Here is a 17,677-nt window from a genome sequence, read left to right as displayed (position 1 = left end):
CCTTCGGGGTGCGGGGGTGGCAGGCGCGGGAGGTGCTGCGAGCGCTGCAGGACCTGTGGGCGCGGCAGGACCTGTGGGCGCGGTGGCGAAGTCGTCGGGGTGGGCGGTGTCCTGGGGCCCGGACGGCAAGGCTGCGGCCGGTTCGAGGTCGGGCGCACGGTACTTCGCGGCCCAGCCCTTCAGCAGCCGCTGATACGCCTCCAGGCGCGGCGACTTGGGCTCGCTGCGCCCGTTCTCCCAGTTCTTCACGGACTGTGTCGTAGTCTTCAGGACCTGCGCCAGGCGGGCCTGGGTGACACCGGCTGCCTCACGAAGACGAGCACGCTCCGCCGGAGGCGGAAGCTGCGGCTCCTCCTCCAACAAGGCGTCCACACTCGCGAACAGCTCTTCCTCAGATGCCATGCGGCTCCACCTCCGCCCCAAACCTAGCAAGCGTTAGCCCGCCATTTAACCCACCCCTTTAACCCGAACGGATGTTGCGCCGGGTGAGTGGGCGAGGGACGGCTGGTGTCATTTGGCCGACGCCACCGAACTTTGAGTCAGGTACGGCCGTGGGGAACCTGGGTACGGCCAAAACCCCTTTGCGGACCACGGCGACCACTGCTACTTTTCCGGAGGCCGTGCGAGAGAACGAGGAGGTGGTACCCGTGAACGCAGTATCGACATGGGTGCTCCCCTCCGGGGTCACGGTCGGGCGTTAGGTCGTCCGGGAGCGCCATCTCTGAGCACTCCCGAAAGGCACGACCATGCAATTCACTTCCGAACTGCGCCTCGACGACGGCGTCCTGGAGCGCGAATTCACCCTCGGCGAGATCCCCGGCACCCTGTGGACGCCTGAATCCGCCGCACCGACCCCGCTGGTCCTGATGGCCCACAACAACGGCCTGCCCAAGGCGGACTCCCGGCTGGTGGCCCGGGCCCGGTACACCGCGGCGCGCGGCTACGCGGTGGCCACCATCGACGCCGCCGGGTGCGGTGCCCGTCCCCGTTCCGCCGCCGACGAGCAGGCCCGTGCCGACCTCCGGCGGGCGATGCAGGCCGGCGAGCCCGTCGACGAGATCTTCGAGTCCTTCATCGGCCCGCTGGTCGAAAAGGCGGTCCCGGAATGGCGGACCACCCTGGACGCCCTCCTCGCGCTGCCCGAGATCGACGGCCCGGTCGGTTACTCGGGATGGACCGCCCTCGGCATTCGGCTGGCGGTGGCCGAGCCGCGTATCGCGGCCGCCGGCTTCTTCGCCGGAGGTTACGTACCCCGCACCCAGCGTGAGGAGGCCCGGCAGGTCACCATTCCGCTGCTGTTCCTGCTGCAGTGGGACGACGAGGGGAACCCCCGGCAGCGGGCCCTGGACCTGTTCGACGCCTTCGGCACCAAGGAGAAGACACTGCACGCCAATCTGGGCGGACACACCGGCACCCCGTGGTTCGAGCTCGAGGACGGGGGCCGCTTCCTCGGCCGACACCTGAAGTGAGGCCGGGCCGTCAGGCCGCCAGCGGACAGTAGGCGGTGCCGGCCAGGACGCCGCTCATCGAGCCGTCCTGTCCTCCGCGGCCGACCCCGGGTTCCCCGCCCGGGGTCGGCTTGCGGCGTAGGAGCTTGTTCTCCGGGATATATTCCCGGAATTCTCGTGGTTCATTGAAGATGTAGCCCTTGCTGTGGGACGAGTATTGCGGGGCCGACGCTTGCGGCTATCAATTCAACTGCGTGGTTTCACGGATGTTCCGAATCACGTCTGATCCGCGTCCTGCGGGGAACACGAAGAAGATGAGCGATTCCGAGATTCCGCAAGGCGACGGTCAGCCCGTGAAGGTGTACCTCGATCTCCTGCGCATCCGGATGGACACGGAGGACTACCGCCTGTTGCTGCGCGTGGTGGAACCGGTCCTCAAGGCCCTCGATGAGGAGCGTCTCTCCAGCCTCGACTTCGCGCTCGACTCGTCCGGCGACGAGTTGCCCCCGCAGGTCAGGGACGAGGCCGCGCTTGTCATCGCCACCGCTGTCACCGGCCGTCTGGACAACGAGGTGGTCGAGATCGACGTCGACGAAACCGGCCCGGTCAGGATCGTCACGGACGCGACCACTGCCTCCGACCCGGTCCGCCTCGGCGAGATCGCCGACTACATCAGGGAGCGGCACCAGCAGACGGAAGAGCTGCGCGGCATCGCCGAGGTGAGTGGGCTGCCCACGGACTTCTGACCGGCAGCGGCAGGGGTAGCGGCAGCGAGAGGGACGACCTCAGGACAGTGCCGACTCGCTGGACGGTGCTTCCGTGTGCGACGTGCCGGCCTCCCAGGCGAACCCGTCCGGGTCCGTGAATGCGCCGCCGGTGCTGCCCAGGACGATGCGGTGCGAACCGGTGCCGTCGGTGGGGACGCCGAGGTCCTTGGCCAGGCCGCGGCGCTTGTACAGCGCCAGCTTGACGGCGCCGGCCTCGGCGGAGGCGAACTCGACGTACTTGCCGCCGAAGCTCCTGCCCACGGTCATGCCCTGTCCGACGTAGAACTGCTTGGTGGCCTTCACGTCCTCGACGCCCAGCAGCAGGACGACCTCGTCGATCTTCCGGGTGGCCGGACCGGTGTCCTTCTTCGCCGCGGTGGCGACCTTCCAGATCGTCCCGTCCGGTGCCTGGACGACGCCGCCGTAGCCCCAGAGAGACTTGGCGGCCGGCTTCAGTACCGTGGCGCCGGCGTCCACGGCGGACCCCAGGAAGCTGTCGACGGTGGCCGGCCCGGACACCGTGAGCGCCATGGCGAACCCGCGGAATCCGGTGGAGTGAGCTTCGGACGCCCGCAGGCGGATGTGCGCCTCCACTCCGAAAGAGGTGTAGAAGCGGTGGGCGGCCTCGGGGTCGGCGACCTCGAGGGTGACGGATGCAAGGGACCTGGTGGATGCGGTGGTTTCCATGACCATCACGCTATGGGCTGCCCGGGGGTCAGGGCTTCTCGATTCCTGACCGTTGTCCGGCACCCGCGTCGACGGGCACTCCCACGCCCCCCGGTGAGTGAGCCACGGCGGCCCGGGGCACGGTTGAAGGGACCGGTCACGGTGATCTCGGGGCGGGCCGGCACATCGGCGCCGCCATCCCCGGGCGTCGGGTCCGGAGGAGGTTCAGCTGGTGGAGGCGCGCACGAGCAGACAGCCCGAAGGGCTGTTCGTCGGGCTGTGCACCCTGGATGTCATCCAGCTCGTCGAGCACGTACCGGCCCCTGACGAGAAGCTCACCGCTCGCGAACAGACCGTGGCCGCAGGCGGCCCGGCGGCGAACGCGGCCGTGACCTTCGCCCACCTGGGCGGCGCCGCCGGACTGCTCACCGCCATCGGCGCCCACCCGCTGGCACTCGCGATCACGGCCGACCTGGATCGAGCGGGGGTGACCGTCTCGGACCTGGCCTCCCACTCGACCGACCCGCCCGCCGTCTCCTCCATCATGGTCACCGCGTCCAGCGGGCAACGCGCCGTCGCCTCGACCAACGCCACCGGACACCGGCTCGCCCCGCCCGACGATCTCCACGCGCTGGTGGCAGCCTGCGACATCGTCCAACTCGACGGACACCACATGGAACTGGCCACCGCAACCGCCCGGGCCGCGCGTGCGGCCGGCCGACACACCGTCCTGGACGCCGGAAGCTGGAAGCCGGGCACACAGAACCTGCTGCCGTGGATCGACGTAGCGGTCTGCTCCGCCGACTTCCGCCCGCCCGGGACCCGCTCCCCCGCCGACACCCTGCGCTTTCTCCAGCAGCACGGGGTCGCCTGGACGGCTGTCACCAGGGGAGAGCGGCCCATCGTGTGGGCAGGTCCCGACAGCTGCGGGACGGTCGAGGTGCCCACCGTGCCGGTGGTGGCGGACACACTCGGCGCCGGGGACATCCTGCACGGGGCCCTCACCCATCACCTCGCCGCCCAGCGGCAGCTGACCGCGCAGGGCTTCGTCCGGGCGCTGCACGCTGCCGCGCTGGTGGCCTCGCGGGCGTGCGCCTCGTTCGGCACCCGAGCCTGGATGCGCTGACGACAGAGCCGGCCGGCACCCTGCGCGACGTACCGCCCGCTTCCGCTCCCTGACCAGGGAGCACGCCCTGTCGCCCCCTGACCAGGGGCCCCACCCGTTGAGTCGCTGTCCCCTTCCCCGCAATGGACGATGGAGGCAGGCCAGAAGGGGGGCTTCTGGCGGGAGACGCCGGTGGTGGACACGGATGTACTGATCGTGGGTGCGGGGCCGGTCGGGTTGACCGCGGCGGCCGAGCTGCGGCGGCAGTCAGTCGCCTGCCGCGTCATCGACAGGCTTCCGGCGCGGTTGCCGTACGCCAGGGCCGTCGGTGTCCAGCCGCGGACGCTGGAGATCTGGGACCGGATGGGCATGGTGCGGGCCGCGCTGGAGGTCGCCGTGCCGATGCGTGGGCAGGTGACGTACGTCGACGGGGTCGAGCAGGGGCGCTTCGAGCTACGGCTGCCGCCCGAGGTCCCGTACGTCTTCGCTGCCCTGCCCCAGTACGAGACGGAGCGGATCATCGAGGAGCATCTCGCCCGTTTCGGCACCGGGATCGAGCGGGGCACCGAACTGGTGGGGTTCACGCAGCACGAGGACGGGGTCGTCAGCCGGATCGTCACTGCATCGGGGGCCCAGCAGGAGCTGCGGTCGCGTTTCCTGGTCGGCTGCGACGGGGCGCACAGCACCGTCCGCAAGGGGCTCGGGCTGTCCTTCGAGGGGGGTGCGTTTCCGGAGGAGTACATGCTCGCCGACGTGGAGGTGGACTGGAGCCTCCCCCAGGGCTACGGCGTGCGGGCCACGCACCATGACGGGGACGGCCGCGTCGACGATCTCCTGGTCTGCATCCCGTTGCCCGGGGATCGTCGGTACCGCATGTCGATGCTGGTGCCCCCGGAGCTCTCCGCGAACGGCGAGGAACCCGCACGGGATTCGCGGGACTCGGTCGCCCACGGGCTGGAAGGCGGGCGCGCGCCCCGGGTCGAGCACATCCAGGCGGTCCTCGACCGGCTCTCCCCGCAGCCCACGACCGCGTCCGTCATGCGCTGGTCGTCGGTCTTCCGCATCAGTCATCGCCTCGTCGACCGGTACTCCGTCGGCCGGGTCTTCGTCGCCGGGGACGCCGCGCACATCCACCCGCCGACCGGTGCCCAGGGCATGAACACCGGCATCCAGGACGCCTACAACCTCGCCTGGAAGCTGGCCCTCGCGCTGGAGGGCGGTGCCCATCCCCGGCTGCTCGACAGCTACGACGCCGAGCGGCGTCCCGTCGGCGAGGAGGTGGTGGGACGCACGGTCAAGCACGCCACCGAGGGCATCCGGGCGGCTCCGGACGACATGACGACCGTGATGCTGCGCGAGGCCCAACTGCTCGTCGCCTACCCGAGCAGTCCCTTGGTGGCAGCCGACGGCGCGGGGCCCGGCAACGGCGACTCGGGGTCACCCGCCCCGCAGCCCGGTGAGCGAGCTCCCGACTGTCCCGGTCTCGCCGCCGGCGTGGCCGCAATGCCTCTGCGCCTGTACGACCTGCTGCGCGACCGCGGGCATGTCCTGGTGCTCTACGCCGACTCGGCCGCCGCGCTCGCCGCGTGCCGGGAGACCGCAGCCACCGTCCATCGCCTGATCGGCGGCAATGTGAAGGTGTTCGTCGTCAGCCGGCACCAGGCCGCTGCGGAAGCCGTCTCCGGGCAGACCGACGCGGACGGTCGACACCTGCCCGTATTCCAGGACGGTGCGGGGGAGTTCGCGCGGTTGTACGGCGCCGAGGGCCCGACGGCCTTTCTCATCCGCCCGGACGGATATCTGGGCGCCCGGCTGTCACCGCTGACCGCTCCGGGAACGGCGTCCGCGTTGTCCGATGCTCTGGGGCGAGTCTTCCAACTGCCGCAGTAGGGCGACCGCTTGAGGGTTGCTTCCCGGGATCAGCGGCGTGGTGGGGGTGTCGGTAACGCCACCCTTGCATCGGGTGTCCAGGCCCAGGGACTGGCCCGGTCGGGAGCGGCAGGATTCAAGTCGTCGGAAACGAACCGACGAAATGAATCCACCATCCACTTCGGGGGACCCCCATGAACGAGACCTTCGCCAGGCGTCTGACGGGCCTTGCCGGCATCGCCACCGCGGCCGCCCTGATCATCGAGGTACCGCTGTACTTCATCTACTCCGGTCCGCCGCCGGACTCGAACGTCCTGGCCAGACTGCTGATCGCGATCGTCGCGCTGGCGTTCCTGATCGTGTTCGTGACGGCCTTCCGTGAGCTGGTCAAGCGGGTGAACCCGGCCTATGAGTGGGTGGGCACGACGGCCTTCGCCACCGGGCTGGTCTACGCGGCGGTCACCCTGGTCTCCAGCGGGCTGGAAGCCGGTGCGGTCATCGCCGCGGACCGTTCCATCGATCCGACCATCACGGTCAGCGGCACCTACATCCTCTACGGGTCGATCGGCCGACTGCTGCTGGCGCTGTTCCTGGCCGCGGTGGGGTACGCCATCTCCCGGACGAACCTGCTGCCGCCCTGGACCGGCCGCTCCGCCTACGTCCTGGCCGGTGTCAATCTGCTCTTCGTGCCGTCCCTGTTCTTCGGCAACAATCCCGCGAACTTCTACGCGGCGAACGGCTGGGGCACCACCGCGCTGATGGGCGCGATCCTCAGCTACTGGCTGCTCGCCCTGGGCATCTCGACCTACCGCAGCGGGGCCCGTCGTACGGCGGCAGCCGGGGTACCGCAGCCGGCGGATCGCTAGGACAAGAGCGGCTGCCTCTGCCTCGTCTGCTCATCACCCCGTGGAGAACACCGCGATCAGGCACCAGCACTTCGCCGAGGTGCCGGTCGCGGTAGGCGATGCGGCGCGTCATGGCGAACTCTTCCGGGGAGCGGGTGCCGTTATCCCTCCTCGTGGCCGTCGATCGCCTGTGCGTCAGGTGCGGGGAGGAGCGCCCCACGCGTTCTGGAGAGCTGACTGCACGTCGTCCCCGAGCACGACGTACGTCGTGCCGCCGGGCAGGGTGGGGAGTTCAGCCCAGTGCGTCACGGTCTCGTCGCTGCCAAGGCCGTGGGGCAGGCGGACGACCCCGTCGGAGTCGACGAAGCAGTCCCGGTGCTCCGTCCCGTCCTCGCTCCAGTGCAGGGTCGTGAAGACCATCGGCCTCACCAGCCAGAATTCCTCCCCCGACCCCTTGTCGGGCTCGGCGGAGCCGTCAGCCGGATACCGGCCCGTGATCGCCGCTGCCACCGGCATTCCGCTCCGAGGCAGCCTCTCGCGTGCGTCGACCCACGTCACCACAGCGTTCAGATTCGTCATCTCCACCCTCGGTTCCACCCTCGGTCAGGCGCTCGGCAGGTCGTCTTCTGCCCTATGCCGCCGTGTCGGACAGGCACTGCCCCGATGTCGGCATCCGGCAAGACCGCACGGCGCTCGCGAGGGTTGCTCGAGGGTTCGGCGCGGACCGGGCTCTCGCGTCGGTCATGACCGGCGGCGTCGGCGCCCGGTCCGGCCGGTCAGTGTTCCTGGAGGATGGCGAGGACGTTCCCGGCGGGGTCGGTGAACCAGGCGATCGCCGCTGGGACGTCGCCGCCCCCACCTTCGCCGACGCGGACGATGCCCTTCTCGTCGTGGTCGAATCCGGGGTATCGCTCCAGAGTTACGCCGCGCCGCTGCAATTCGTCGACGGCGGCCTCGATGTCGTCCACCGGGAAGTTGAGAATCGTGAACGTCGCCGGGGTGTGCGACTCCTTGGGGTAGACGAAGACCTGCGTGCCGCCGCCGAGCCGGAGGGTCAGCATGCGCATGTCCCCCTGACCGGTCTCCTCGACCTGGAGGCCGAKGGTCTCGCCGTAGAACCGACGGGCCTCGTCGAGGTCTCCGACCGAGAAGCCGCTGAAGGCCTGTGACTGTCCGAGCATGCCGTGTGTCTCCTTCACGGGTGGGTGAGCCGTCCTGACGTCTCAGGGCAACAATCGCGCCACGGCCCGACGCCCGCCACGTGAACGGCGTCCGGATGGTCGGTCGCCGTTCACCCGCACGAAGCGATGGTCGAGCGCTCCTCGCGCTCAGCGGCTCAGTCGCCGGTGCGGTGCAGGTGAGCCCACTGATCCCGGAGGCCGAGGCTCCCGCAGACACCCCACCCGCAGCCCGAGTCGTCCGGTCCGCCGGCCGCAAGAGACCGGCCCCGTTCGACCCGTCGTAACCATCGCCTCTCTGCCACGGCATGGCCTGGATTCAGCCTGGGTCCCGTTCAAAACCCGTTCCGGCGACCACTGCGGCCGTTTTGAGGAGAAGTCGAACGATGTTTCCTGTGATCCGGCGCAATCTCGGCGTACTCGCCCTCGGTGCCGGCTCCGTTCTCGTCCTGGCCGGCTGCGGCGAGAGCGCGGTTTCCGAATCCGACACGTCGTCGGGCGCAAAGGGCGGCGGCACCCTGGTGATGGCCGCCGTCCCGGCCGAGAACTCCACCGACCTCAAGGCGTCCTACGCGAGCGTGATCAAGATGCTGGAGAAGGAGACCGGCCGGAAGATCGAATTTCAGAAGGCCACGAACTACGCCGCCGTCATCGAGGGACAGGCGCACTGGCCGCCCGCAATGTAGCGCCGTCCCCCGCCACGGCCGCCGTGTTCCGGGTCGTGGTGGTGCTGGTCCGCGGAGTTCCGGAGCTCGTCCTCGCCATCGTCTTCGTGGTGATCACCGGCCTGGGCGCGGTGGCCGGCGCGCCGGCCCTGGGGGTCGGCGCGGTGGGGCTGCTCGGCAAGCTCGTGGCCGACTCCCTGGAAGAGGTGGACCCAGGGGTGGAGGCCGCGGTACGTGCCACGGGTGCCGGGCGCTGGCAGGTCTTCTGCTCGGCGACGCTTGCGCAGGCCGCGCCCGCGTTCGTCGGACACGTCCTGTACCAGCTCGACGTCAACATCCGCTCGGCCACCCTGCTGGGCATCGTCGGCGCGGGCGGCATCGGCTTCGACCTCCTCAACGCCGCGCGGGTGCTGGACTTCGGGGTCGTCACGACCGTGCTGCTGCGGGTGTGCGCCACCGTGCTCGCCGTGGAGCTGCTGGCGGTGTGGCTGCGCCGCGTCGTGCGCTGACGGATACGGGCCGGCAGAAGGTGTGCCCTTCTGCCGCGGCCTGTGGCGATACGGTCACCTCATGACTGACGTGCGGTTGACGACCCCCTCCTACCTGGTGCTCGGGATCATCGACAAGCTGGGCGAGGCGAGTGCGTACGACGTGAAGGGGGAGGCGGCCCGGACGGTGGCGCCCTTCTGGTCGGTGCCGCACGCGCAGGTGTACGCACAGTGCGATCGACTGCTGGAGGCGGGGCTGTTGTCGCAGGTGCGGCAGGAGAGCGGACGCAACCGCAGGGTGCTGGCGCTGACGGACCGGGGGCGCGCCGCGCTTCAGGAGTGGCTCGGGGATCCGGAGTTCGTGCCCGTGGAGGCGAGGGAGCGCGGCATCCTCAAGCTGTGGTTCGGGGGGCAGCCGGACGTGCTGGCCCCGGTGCAGGTGGACGAGCACCGGCGCACCCTGCGGTCGTACGAGGAACTCGCGGACGAGGTCGGGGAGTTGCTGACTTCGGGTCAGCGCGAGGCGCTTGAGTTCGGGATCCGATACGAGCGGATGATGGTCGACTTCTGGACCTGGGTGCGGCAACGGGAGGACCGCACGTCCACGGATTCCTGACGATTCCCGACCAGCACGGACCGTTGACCTCGGCATTGGTCCCCTCTACCTTCTCGATAGTCCAACTTGGACTATCGGTTCGGCCGTGCAGCGGCCATGAGCAGGAGGTCGCCGTGGGCCGTCCGACCAGCAGCACTTGGCGCCGCGGCGCCACGATCGCGGTGACCGTCATGTGTGTCGCTTATGCGCCGGTCGCGATGACCGAACTGTGGCCGTACGCCAGCCCCGGTGCGCCCGCGTTCGGCGAGTGGCTGATGTCCCGCCTCGTCTCCCCGAGCTACGTCGCGGATGCGCTGGCGACGCGCATCGAGCCGTACCGGCACAGCCTGGTGCCGATGATCGTGCACTCGGTGCTCGGCGGCCTGCTCATGCTCCTGGGGCCCGCGCAGCTCCTGACGGCGGCCCGGCGGCGTACGCGTCTGCACCGCGTGCTCGGCGTGGTGTTCGCGGTGACGGTGTACGTCTCGATGGCGGGCGCCGGACTGTACTTGGCGCGCACTGCTCCCGAGGACGCCTTCAGCGGGGCGGCATTCTGGATCGTGCTCGCCACCATCCTGGTGGGCACCGTGATGAGCGTGACCTTCGGCATCCTGGCCGCCGTCGGCGGCCTCCCGGATCTGCACCAGCGCTGGATGCTGCTCTGCTACGGCTTTCTGCTGACGGCTCCCCTGCTGCGCCTGGAGTGGGGCGGTCTGCCGTTGCTGCTGCCGGGCCTGTCGATGGCCGAGATCAACCAGGTGGCGATCATGCATCTGGGGTCCGTGGTCGCGTTCGGCGCGCTCATCGCGTCGCGCTCGCTCGACCGGCGCAAGTCCGTCGCCGGAGTGTCCGGGTCGTGGGCCCCGCTGCCGGTGCTGGCCGCGGCCCACCTGGCCGGCGCCGCCGCTCTGGCCTGGATCGTGTACTCCTACCTGGACTTCGGGGCGGCGGGTCACCGCCTGCTGGCCGGCTACCTGCTGCCGTACGCCGTCACCTACGCCGTAATGGCCGCCGGTGCCCGGCGCGCCGCGCGGCAGGGGCGCACCTGGGCCCGTGAGGAGTGGCGGCTGCACCTGACGGCGCTCTGTCTGGCCCCTGTGCTGTCGGCCGGTGCGACCCCGGTCTTCGAGCGCACTCTCGGTCTCGACCACCACACGGCACTGGCCGCCGGCCTCGCCATCGGCTGCGGCGTCCTCGCGACCGCGGCGACGGCGGTGGTGAGCCTGCGCGTGATGTACGCCCGCGAGCTGCTCAAGCGATCGACCGCGGCCCCCGCCGCCGCGTCGGCCTCCCGCGTCACCTCCCCCGTCTCGTAGCCGACCGCTGTCCCGTGGCCGTCCGCCGCGCTACACGGTCGCCGGTCCGCCGCACGCCCGCCAGGCCCCCTCCTGTCCGGAAACGGAAACCTCATGACACAGGCATCCGACACCCCCGCCCGCGCAGCCTCCGGCGGACGCCCGCTGACCGCTGGAGTGGCCATGCTGGCCACCGCGGTGGCGGTGACCAGCCTTCTCGTCGGCGGACTCTTGGCGGCCGTGAGTCTCACCGGCCAGGTCTTCGGCGCCTGGCCCTCTCCCGAGTCGCTGAACCCGGGCCTGATCGGCGCCGCCATGCTGGGCACCGCGCCGGGCCTGTTCGCCGTAGGCCGGGCACAGCACTGGGAGGAAGCGCGCACCCTGCTCCACCCGTTGGCCGTCGTCCTGGTCGGCCTGTGCACGGTGACGCTGCTCAACGCCGACCGGCTCTACATCGCCGAGGGCGGCCCCGTCCTGTCCGTCCTGTTCAGCCTGGGCTGGATACTCGTCCTGGGCCTGCTCTGCGTGTGGGCCGTGATCGCACTGGCCCTGCAACACCGCGTGCCCGCCCAGCCGGGCAGGACCCCCGCCGCCCCACTGCCGGGCTGGTCCAAACCGGCCTTGGCCGTACTGGGCTCGGCATGGCTGGGCATCGGCACCGGCCTGCTGATCCGGCCCGGTTTCTGGGCCGACCTCGTCCCCTGGCACACCAACCGCCTCGACACACAGGCACTCGGCGTATGGGCTCTCGCTCTCGGAGTCGGCGTCCTGGGTGCCCTCGCGGAGGACGACCTGACCCGCACCCGCCCGGCCCTGATCGCCCTGCCCGGCACCGCGGCCGCCATGACCGTCGTTCTGGCCGCCCGCGCCGCCCACATCGAGTGGAGCTCCGGCCCTGCCCTCAGCCTCGTCTGCATGGTGGCGGGCCTGCTGTGCGCGGGCGCGAGCGGACACGTCCTGCTGACACGGTCCGCTGCTTCCCGCAGCTGACTCGGCACGGCGAGAGGACCCGACGCCGCCGCGGTTCGTCGTGGCGTACATCGTCAGTGGGATCGCTTCACCGGTGGCTCATCCGCACGGCGGTAGGGGTCACGACCGGTGACTGACGTGTGCGGGGCAGGTGTTGAGCGGGATCGGTCGTGGCGAAGCGGAGGTGCCTTCACTACGCGGCTTCGGGTTCCACGACCCGATCGGAGCTCCACCATGCCCAGCACGTCCGGTTTCAAGCTGCCCCACCGTGCCGTCACCTTCCTCGCGGCGACCGCTGCGGTGGCGACGACCGCGGGGATCGCCTCGGCGTCGACGGCACCCTCGTCCGCGCCCGACAGGACCGCGTCGGCCTCCGCCTCGTCCACAACCCTCGTCTCCAGCCTCACAGGCCACGGTCGCATGGACTACCCCGACCCCGGTCACGACATCCGGATCACGGTCGACGCCCACGCCACCTTCAAGGGCGAGGCCTGGGCCAAGCCCGACAAAGCCTGGGGCACCTTCCGCATGCACCACCGCATGCCGGCAGCCAATGGTGAGCCCGAGAAGGTCAATTGGGGTGACTTCAAGGTCGATTGCCTGACCAGCGGCGGCCCCACCGCCAACGTGACCGGGCGCCTTGTGCGCACCGGGGGCAACGTCGACGCCTCGGACGACTATCTGAAGCGGCATGTCCGCATGGGGATCAGCTTCGACGTGAGTGACGGCAAGGGCAGCGGTCCCAGCCGCGTCGGCCTCTCCGGAGGCGCGGAGGCCGGCGAACCGCTGCTGAGCAAGTGCATGGCGCCTGCCGCCGACTCGAAGGTGATCGAAGGCGGCCTCAGCCTCAAGGACAAGACGTCGGCGCCAGGCGTCCCGGCGTCGCCCCGGTCGTCGTACGCGACGAGGAACCGAGCCTCGGCGTACGGCAGTCCGGCCGCCATCGCGTGCCGGCGCTCGTCGGTGAACGCGGACCTGTCGAACGAGGCCCGTTGTACGCCGCCCGTACGTGCGCCCCCTCCGGCCCGGCGGGCCGACCTGGTGCTGGCCGAGCCGGGGCGCCCGTGGCCCGTCGTGGCGGCGGTGCTGCGCGCGGCATCGGAGGGTGGGGCGGCTGAGCGGCTCGATCCCGATGAACGACCCGGCCTCCCCGAGCGCCCGGATCGCGTGGCCCGTGCCGGAGCCGCACCTGCCCTGCGGTGTCCACCCGGCGCTGGCCGCGGCGACCCGGGCCGCCGTGACTGCCTTCCGTGCCACGCGTGAGACCTACGACCGGGCTCAGCTCGCCGAGAAGGTCCGGGAGGGCGCGGACGGCACACCGACGATGCGGCTGGACATCCTGGTGGACACCGCGATCGCCGAGGTGGTGAACGCCCATCGGATCAACCTGCTCAGCGAGGAACTGGGGCACATCGACAACGGTTCCGCCGTCACGCTCGTCACCGACCCGGTGGACGGTACGGCGAACGCCGCGTCCGGTGTGCCGCTGTCGGCCTTCGCGGGCGTCATCGCGGTGGACGGGGTGCCGACTCAGGCGCTGACCTGTTGGCTGGACACGGGCCGCTGCTGGCACACGGTGGCGGGGCAGCCGTCGCCGTACCGCACGAACGGCCGTACGGAACTGGACGGTGCGGCGGTCAGTCTGCTGCGGCCGCAGCAGCACATCGCCGACGCGTGGTGGCGGGTGGCGACGCGGGCCGCCAGGACCCGCATCCTGTCGACGAGTTGCCTGGAAGCGGTGCTGGTGGCCGAGGGGTCGACGGACGCGTTCGCCGACGCCCGCTCCGACACGCACCGGATCGTGGACCTTGCGGCCGCGATGGTGACCGTACCCGCGGCGGGCGGCGCGGTGATCGATGTGCACGGCCGCCCACTGGAGATCGATCCCGACCTCACCCGGCGCTGGTCAGGCGTGGTCGCGGCGACGCCACAGCTCGCCGAGGAATTCGCGGAGACCATCCGCGGAACGGAGGAACAGTGACATCCCGCATCCCTGACGACTCTCACGACCCTGAGGACTCTCACGACCCTCGCGACCAGGACGCCGCTCATGACCAGCTCGCCGGCGAGGAACTGGCCGCGCTGGTCGACGGCCTCGCGGGTCTGCCGTACGACGGTGAGGCCGTCGACCAGCGCATGCACGCGCTGCAGACGGCGTGGCTGGCGACTCAGGCCGGTGCGGACGACGAGCTGGTCGTCGCCGCGGCGCTGCACGACATCGGCCGCGCCCGGCCGGTGCGGGCCGAACACCCGGGTCTGCCGCACGAGTTGGCGGGCGCGGAGTTCGCCCGGCGTCGGCTGAGCGAACGGGCCGCGTGGGTCATCGCCCAGCACGTACCGGCCAAGTGCTATCTCGTGGCGACCGATCCGGCCTACCACGCCCTGCTCAGCCGGGTGTCCATCGCGTCACTGAAGGTCCAGGGCGGTCCGATGGACGAGCGGGAGGTGGCCGAGTTCGCGGCCCATCCGCTGGCCTCGGACGCGGTGGCGCTGCGCCGCTGGGACGACGCCGCGAAGGACCCGGACGGCCCGCAGCTGCCGATGCCTGCACTGCTCGCGGCCCACGCCCGCTGCTTCGCCGCGCCGGAAGTCTGACGGGTGGCGCGGAGCGGGCCGGACACGCGGCCGGCCCGCTCCGCGATCACCGGGCGGAATGCCCCGTGCCGGTGCACAAGGTCCACCGCAGCACAGGGCCTACGAGTGCCCCCGGCAGGCGCGGCCGGCCGTCAACGGCCGGGCGAGCTGCGCCGCATCCGGATCACCGGCGTGCCGGCGGCCAGGATGGCGCACACCACCAGCACCACCGGAAGCACGCCGGTCCAGCGCGGTGCCGCCCGCAGCACTGCCATGGAAGCCCCCGCTCCCACCATCAGAGCCGCCAGCTGAGCAGGCACCCAGCGATCCCGGCGGCCCGCTCCCGCACCCTTCACGATGTACGTGGCCAGCGTGCCGGTCAGATAGGTGGTCGGTGACGCCGCCCGGCCTGCCGCCACCATGGCCGCCGATTGGATGCCCATCGCCGCCGCGGCACCGAACTGCAGGGCGTCCCGCGCCGTTCGCTGTGGCGCTCCGCCCATGGCGGCCCAGATCCCGGCGCCCAAGGCCAGCAGGACGGCCTCTCCGGCCAGGCAGAACACCACCGGCGGCGCCCAGCGCGTGACCATGTCCTCGCGCCGGCGGGTGAGCCGGGCGGTCACGGCCGCGCCCAGAGCGAAGCCGGTCAACGCCAGCACCGCGGCGGTCACGCCCGTTGACTGCCCCCGACCGATCGCCATCCCGAGCAGGGCCAGGTTGCTGGTCATGACTCCGGCGAAGACATGGTCCAACGCGATGAAGGAGATGGTTTCCACGGCTCCGGACGCCGCCACCAGGAGGACGACGGCAAGGTGCAGGGCCGTCGCCGGCTCCGTGGGCGGTGGCACCGGGTGCTCTCTGGCCTGTCCGCCCAGCTGATCACTCACAGTGCCCGAGCATAACGTTCCGTATGGGGCGCCGACTGCGTCTACCCGTGCTGCACGCCGGACGCGTCCGGGAGACTCTCGCGCAGTCGTTGGGCCTCTCGGAAGAGGTGGTTCGTGTGGTCCGCCAGCACTCCGCCCAGGAGCAGCACAGGCTTGTAGAAGGACCGCGCGGAGGCGGCCACCTGACGCGCGGTCAGGTCGATCTGGATGACCCCGGTGCGGCGGATGTCGTCGATCGAGCTGGCCCAGACGACGCGCCGCAGATTCGCCCACGCCATGGCGCTCATGCACATCGAGCAGGGCTCACCCGTCGTGTAGAGGGTGGTGTCGGCCCAGCCCTGGTTGCCCTGTCGACGTACGTAGTCGTTCATGGCGACCACCTCGCCGTGCAGCAGCGGGCTGTCATCGCCGGTGTTGACGCCGCTCCCTAGGACCTCGCCGGTGCGGGTGTCGACGATCACCGCGCCGAACGGCCACTCGGGGTTCCTGCGGGCCTGCTCGATGGCCAGCCACATGAACCGCTCGTGCGAAGCACCGGTCCGCGGGTCCGTCGCGGCGCTCGTCCCGGCGGCGAGGTCCGGGCGGGCGTGACTCTCCTGGAGCAAGTCCTGAGGGAGTGCGAGTGGCGCCGCGACTCCCGTCAGCACGGCTCCGCACCTGCCAAGGAACTGACGCCTGCCCGAGTCCATGCGTTTCTCCTCACCTGACACCGAATCTGACACTGCGGATCCGTAAGGTAGCCGGATCATCACTGATGGTGTCCAGTGAGCTTCCCGCTCATGCACCCCATGGCCGGGGAACGCGCGGCGGACGGTTCCGAGGGCCTGCTTGGCGGTGCGCGCCTCAGTCCGTGCCCCGCACCGCTGCGAGGCACTGGTCGTAGAGCTCCGCCAGGTCGAGTTGTCCGTCGTGGCGGGCCCAGAGCTCGGTCGCCGTGTCGACGCAGGCGAAGACCGTCGCGACGATCGCCCTGGCCCGCGGGTCGGAGGCGTCGCCGGGGCCGGGATCCAGCCGGGCCTGGACGACCGGGACGAGTTCGGCCTGCCAGCGCAGTCGCTTCTCGATGTAGCGGGCGTGCAGCGAGGGGGTGTCGAAAATGAGGCGGGACAGCTCCAGGACCCGCTCGGGGGTGTGGCCGGCGGTCAGGGCGACCTCGAATCCTGCGCGCAGGGCGTCCCAGGCGCAGACCTCGGCCGGCTGCTGTTCGACGGTCTGCCTCAGCAGCTCGCCCAGCGCCTCCTGGTCCCCGCAGACCAGGTCCTCCTTGGTGCCGAAGTAGCGGAACAGGGAGCGCTGCGAGATCCCCGCCTCTCGCGCGATCTGCGCGATCGTCGTCTGCTCGTAGCCCTGCTCGGTGAACAGGCGGACCGCGGTGTCCAGGATCGCCTCGACCGCCACCTGCCGTGAGCGGTCCCACAAGGTCGTCATGGGCGTCAGGCTACCCCCACTGGACAGCGACCGCCTACTTGGCATTAACTGCCAGCTAGGCATCGACTGAAAGAAGGGCATGCCATGTCAGCCGTCGACTACCACGGTCAGACCACTCTCATCACCGGCGCCAGCGCCGGCCTCGGCGCAGAGTTCGCGCGCCAACTCGCCACCCGGGGCTGCGACCTCGTGCTGGTCGCCCGCCGCAAGGACCGCCTGGAGGAACTGGCCGCCGAGCTGCGCGCCCATCACAAGATCGAGGTCCATGTGGTGGAGATGGACCTGGCGATGGACAACCCCGGGCAGGCGCTGGCCGCGCGGGTGGAGGGGCTCGGACTGCACGTCACGAGCGTGATCAACAACGCCGGGTTCGCCACCTTCGGCGCCTTCCACCAGGCCGATCCGGCCCGGCTGCGCCGAGAGATCGCCGTCGATGTGACCGCGGTGGCCGACATCAGCCGCGCCTTCATCGAGCAACTGCGTGCCGCGGGGCGCGGGGTGCTGGTCAACGTGGCGAGCATGGCCGCGTACCAGCCCAACCCGCGCATGGCTCTCTACGGGGCGACCAAGGCGTTCGTGCTCAGCCTCACCGAGGCACTGTGGGAGGAGTCGCGCGGCTCCGGTCTGCGGGTGCTGGCCCTCTCCCCCGGCGCCACCCGGACCGAGTTCTTCGACGTCGCGGGCACCACGCAGGCCGCCGGAGGGACCAAGCTCGCCTCACCCGTCGACGTCGTCCGCACCGCGCTGGCCGCCCTGGACCGCAGAAACCCGCCGCCCAGCGTCATCGCGGGACGTCTGAACCGGATGCTGGCCTTCCTCGCCCGCCGGCTGGCCACCCGACGGCAGGTCATCCGGGCCATCGGCCGGCTCACCGCCGAGGGGGCGTGAGGTGCGCGGG

Annotated in this window: 21 protein-coding genes; 14 read left to right on the top strand and 7 right to left on the bottom strand. The window is 70.9% G+C overall.

The genetic code is table 11. The features are described from left to right. The coding region (locus EAO75_RS47475) for a helix-turn-helix domain-containing protein (RefSeq protein WP_261989346.1) at positions 1 to 402 on the bottom strand (402 nt) is incomplete at its 3' end. A gap of 344 nt (positions 403 to 746) precedes the next feature. On the opposite strand from EAO75_RS47475, the gene EAO75_RS18290 reads away from it, so the two are divergent. Together EAO75_RS18290 and EAO75_RS18285 are read left to right on the top strand one after the other, a co-directional pair. Then, the gene (locus EAO75_RS18290; protein WP_147996153.1) at positions 747 to 1,469 is read left to right on the top strand and encodes a dienelactone hydrolase family protein; all 723 of its coding nucleotides are present in this window, start codon (positions 747 to 749) and stop codon (positions 1,467 to 1,469) included. A 293-nt stretch (positions 1,470 to 1,762) separates the two neighbouring features. After that, entirely contained in the window at positions 1,763 to 2,194 is a 432-nt protein-coding gene (locus tag EAO75_RS18285; protein ID WP_147996152.1) for a hypothetical protein, read from the top strand. Positions 2,195 to 2,233: 39 nt separating this feature from the next. Here the strand turns inward: EAO75_RS18285 and EAO75_RS18280 are convergent, their stop codons facing one another. Next, positions 2,234 to 2,908: a glyoxalase gene (locus tag EAO75_RS18280; protein WP_187284497.1), complete on the bottom strand. Its 675-nt coding sequence runs from the start codon at positions 2,906 to 2,908 to the stop codon at positions 2,234 to 2,236. A gap of 205 nt (positions 2,909 to 3,113) precedes the next feature. On the opposite strand from EAO75_RS18280, the gene EAO75_RS18275 reads away from it, so the two are divergent. From EAO75_RS18275 to EAO75_RS18265, 3 genes are all read left to right on the top strand, one after another. Continuing rightward, complete coding sequence (locus EAO75_RS18275; RefSeq protein WP_187284496.1) at positions 3,114 to 4,007, top strand: PfkB family carbohydrate kinase; 894 nt, start codon at positions 3,114 to 3,116, stop codon at positions 4,005 to 4,007. A gap of 171 nt (positions 4,008 to 4,178) precedes the next feature. Next, the gene (locus tag EAO75_RS18270) at positions 4,179 to 5,876 is read left to right on the top strand and encodes an FAD-dependent monooxygenase (RefSeq protein ID WP_261989344.1); all 1,698 of its coding nucleotides are present in this window, start codon (positions 4,179 to 4,181) and stop codon (positions 5,874 to 5,876) included. Between the two features lie 173 nt (positions 5,877 to 6,049). Then, a complete protein-coding gene (locus EAO75_RS18265; protein WP_147996148.1) occupies positions 6,050 to 6,721 on the top strand; it encodes a hypothetical protein in 672 nt (223 codons plus the stop codon). Positions 6,722 to 6,895: 174 nt separating this feature from the next. On the opposite strand, the gene EAO75_RS18260 is transcribed toward EAO75_RS18265, so the two are convergent. Beyond that, positions 6,896 to 7,279 carry an AQJ64_40280 family protein gene (locus tag EAO75_RS18260; protein WP_147996147.1) on the bottom strand — a complete coding sequence of 128 codons (384 nt, stop codon included), beginning with the start codon at positions 7,277 to 7,279 and terminating at the stop codon, positions 6,896 to 6,898. A 197-nt stretch (positions 7,280 to 7,476) separates the two neighbouring features. Beyond that, a complete protein-coding gene (locus tag EAO75_RS18255; RefSeq protein ID WP_147996146.1) occupies positions 7,477 to 7,881 on the bottom strand; it encodes a VOC family protein in 405 nt (134 codons plus the stop codon). A 383-nt stretch (positions 7,882 to 8,264) separates the two neighbouring features. Here EAO75_RS18255 and EAO75_RS47470 point away from each other — a divergent pair, with 383 nt between their 5' ends. The 8 genes from EAO75_RS47470 (at position 8,265) to EAO75_RS18210 (ending at position 14,485) form a co-directional block, all read left to right on the top strand. After that, entirely contained in the window at positions 8,265 to 8,564 is a 300-nt protein-coding gene (locus EAO75_RS47470; RefSeq protein WP_147996145.1) for a PhnD/SsuA/transferrin family substrate-binding protein, read from the top strand. A gap of 23 nt (positions 8,565 to 8,587) precedes the next feature. After that, entirely contained in the window at positions 8,588 to 9,052 is a 465-nt protein-coding gene (locus EAO75_RS47465) for a PhnE/PtxC family ABC transporter permease (protein WP_261989343.1), read from the top strand. Positions 9,053 to 9,113: 61 nt separating this feature from the next. Then, positions 9,114 to 9,647: a PadR family transcriptional regulator gene (locus tag EAO75_RS18240; RefSeq protein WP_147996144.1), complete on the top strand. Its 534-nt coding sequence runs from the start codon at positions 9,114 to 9,116 to the stop codon at positions 9,645 to 9,647. A gap of 113 nt (positions 9,648 to 9,760) precedes the next feature. Next, positions 9,761 to 10,942: a DUF2306 domain-containing protein gene (locus EAO75_RS18235; protein WP_261989342.1), complete on the top strand. Its 1,182-nt coding sequence runs from the start codon at positions 9,761 to 9,763 to the stop codon at positions 10,940 to 10,942. 93 nt (positions 10,943 to 11,035) lie between these two features. Next, positions 11,036 to 11,911: a hypothetical protein gene (locus tag EAO75_RS18225; RefSeq protein WP_147996143.1), complete on the top strand. Its 876-nt coding sequence runs from the start codon at positions 11,036 to 11,038 to the stop codon at positions 11,909 to 11,911. 213 nt (positions 11,912 to 12,124) lie between these two features. Then, the gene (locus EAO75_RS47460; protein WP_261989341.1) at positions 12,125 to 13,153 is read left to right on the top strand and encodes a hypothetical protein; all 1,029 of its coding nucleotides are present in this window, start codon (positions 12,125 to 12,127) and stop codon (positions 13,151 to 13,153) included. Next, positions 13,128 to 13,871 carry an inositol monophosphatase family protein gene (locus EAO75_RS18215; protein ID WP_261989340.1) on the top strand — a complete coding sequence of 248 codons (744 nt, stop codon included), beginning with the start codon at positions 13,128 to 13,130 and terminating at the stop codon, positions 13,869 to 13,871. The genes EAO75_RS47460 and EAO75_RS18215 overlap by 26 nt, the downstream gene beginning before the upstream one ends. Then, entirely contained in the window at positions 13,868 to 14,485 is a 618-nt protein-coding gene (locus EAO75_RS18210) for an HD domain-containing protein (protein WP_147996142.1), read from the top strand. The genes EAO75_RS18215 and EAO75_RS18210 overlap by 4 nt, the downstream gene beginning before the upstream one ends. 131 nt (positions 14,486 to 14,616) lie before the next feature. Here the strand turns inward: EAO75_RS18210 and EAO75_RS18205 are convergent, their stop codons facing one another. From EAO75_RS18205 to EAO75_RS18195, 3 genes are all read right to left on the bottom strand, one after another. After that, positions 14,617 to 15,351: a YoaK family protein gene (locus tag EAO75_RS18205; RefSeq protein ID WP_147996141.1), complete on the bottom strand. Its 735-nt coding sequence runs from the start codon at positions 15,349 to 15,351 to the stop codon at positions 14,617 to 14,619. A gap of 41 nt (positions 15,352 to 15,392) precedes the next feature. Further along, the gene (locus EAO75_RS18200; protein WP_261989339.1) at positions 15,393 to 15,956 is read right to left on the bottom strand and encodes a nucleoside deaminase; all 564 of its coding nucleotides are present in this window, start codon (positions 15,954 to 15,956) and stop codon (positions 15,393 to 15,395) included. Positions 15,957 to 16,194: 238 nt separating this feature from the next. Next, positions 16,195 to 16,779 carry a TetR/AcrR family transcriptional regulator gene (locus tag EAO75_RS18195; RefSeq protein ID WP_147996140.1) on the bottom strand — a complete coding sequence of 195 codons (585 nt, stop codon included), beginning with the start codon at positions 16,777 to 16,779 and terminating at the stop codon, positions 16,195 to 16,197. A gap of 84 nt (positions 16,780 to 16,863) precedes the next feature. On the opposite strand from EAO75_RS18195, the gene EAO75_RS18190 reads away from it, so the two are divergent. Continuing rightward, the gene (locus tag EAO75_RS18190; RefSeq protein WP_147996139.1) at positions 16,864 to 17,667 is read left to right on the top strand and encodes an SDR family NAD(P)-dependent oxidoreductase; all 804 of its coding nucleotides are present in this window, start codon (positions 16,864 to 16,866) and stop codon (positions 17,665 to 17,667) included. Positions 17,668 to 17,677 lie beyond the last annotated feature (10 nt).

The organism is Streptomyces sp. UW30 (genome assembly GCF_008042075.1).
Taxonomy (GTDB): Bacteria; Actinomycetota; Actinomycetes; order Streptomycetales; family Streptomycetaceae; genus Streptomyces.
The sequence above is the reverse complement of the archived record's forward strand: the minus strand, read 5'-3'. Positions and strand labels throughout refer to the sequence as shown.

Bases quoted from the DNA above. Each gene is read 5' to 3' on its own strand.
- EAO75_RS18290 (WP_147996153.1), top strand. From the start codon at position 747: ATGCAATTCACTTCCGAACTGCGCCTCGACGACGGCGTCCTGGAGCGC.
- EAO75_RS18285 (WP_147996152.1), top strand. From the start codon at position 1,763: ATGAGCGATTCCGAGATTCCGCAAGGCGACGGTCAGCCCGTGAAGGTG.
- EAO75_RS18280 (WP_187284497.1), bottom strand. From the start codon at position 2,908: ATGGTCATGGAAACCACCGCATCCACCAGGTCCCTTGCATCCGTCACC.
- EAO75_RS18265 (WP_147996148.1), top strand. From the start codon at position 6,050: ATGAACGAGACCTTCGCCAGGCGTCTGACGGGCCTTGCCGGCATCGCC.
- EAO75_RS18260 (WP_147996147.1), bottom strand. From the start codon at position 7,279: ATGACGAATCTGAACGCTGTGGTGACGTGGGTCGACGCACGCGAGAGG.
- EAO75_RS47470 (WP_147996145.1), top strand. From the start codon at position 8,265: ATGTTTCCTGTGATCCGGCGCAATCTCGGCGTACTCGCCCTCGGTGCC.
- EAO75_RS18240 (WP_147996144.1), top strand. From the start codon at position 9,114: ATGACTGACGTGCGGTTGACGACCCCCTCCTACCTGGTGCTCGGGATC.
- EAO75_RS18225 (WP_147996143.1), top strand. From the start codon at position 11,036: ATGACACAGGCATCCGACACCCCCGCCCGCGCAGCCTCCGGCGGACGC.
- EAO75_RS47460 (WP_261989341.1), top strand. From the start codon at position 12,125: ATGCCCAGCACGTCCGGTTTCAAGCTGCCCCACCGTGCCGTCACCTTC.
- EAO75_RS18195 (WP_147996140.1), bottom strand. From the start codon at position 16,779: ATGACGACCTTGTGGGACCGCTCACGGCAGGTGGCGGTCGAGGCGATC.
- EAO75_RS18190 (WP_147996139.1), top strand. From the start codon at position 16,864: ATGTCAGCCGTCGACTACCACGGTCAGACCACTCTCATCACCGGCGCC.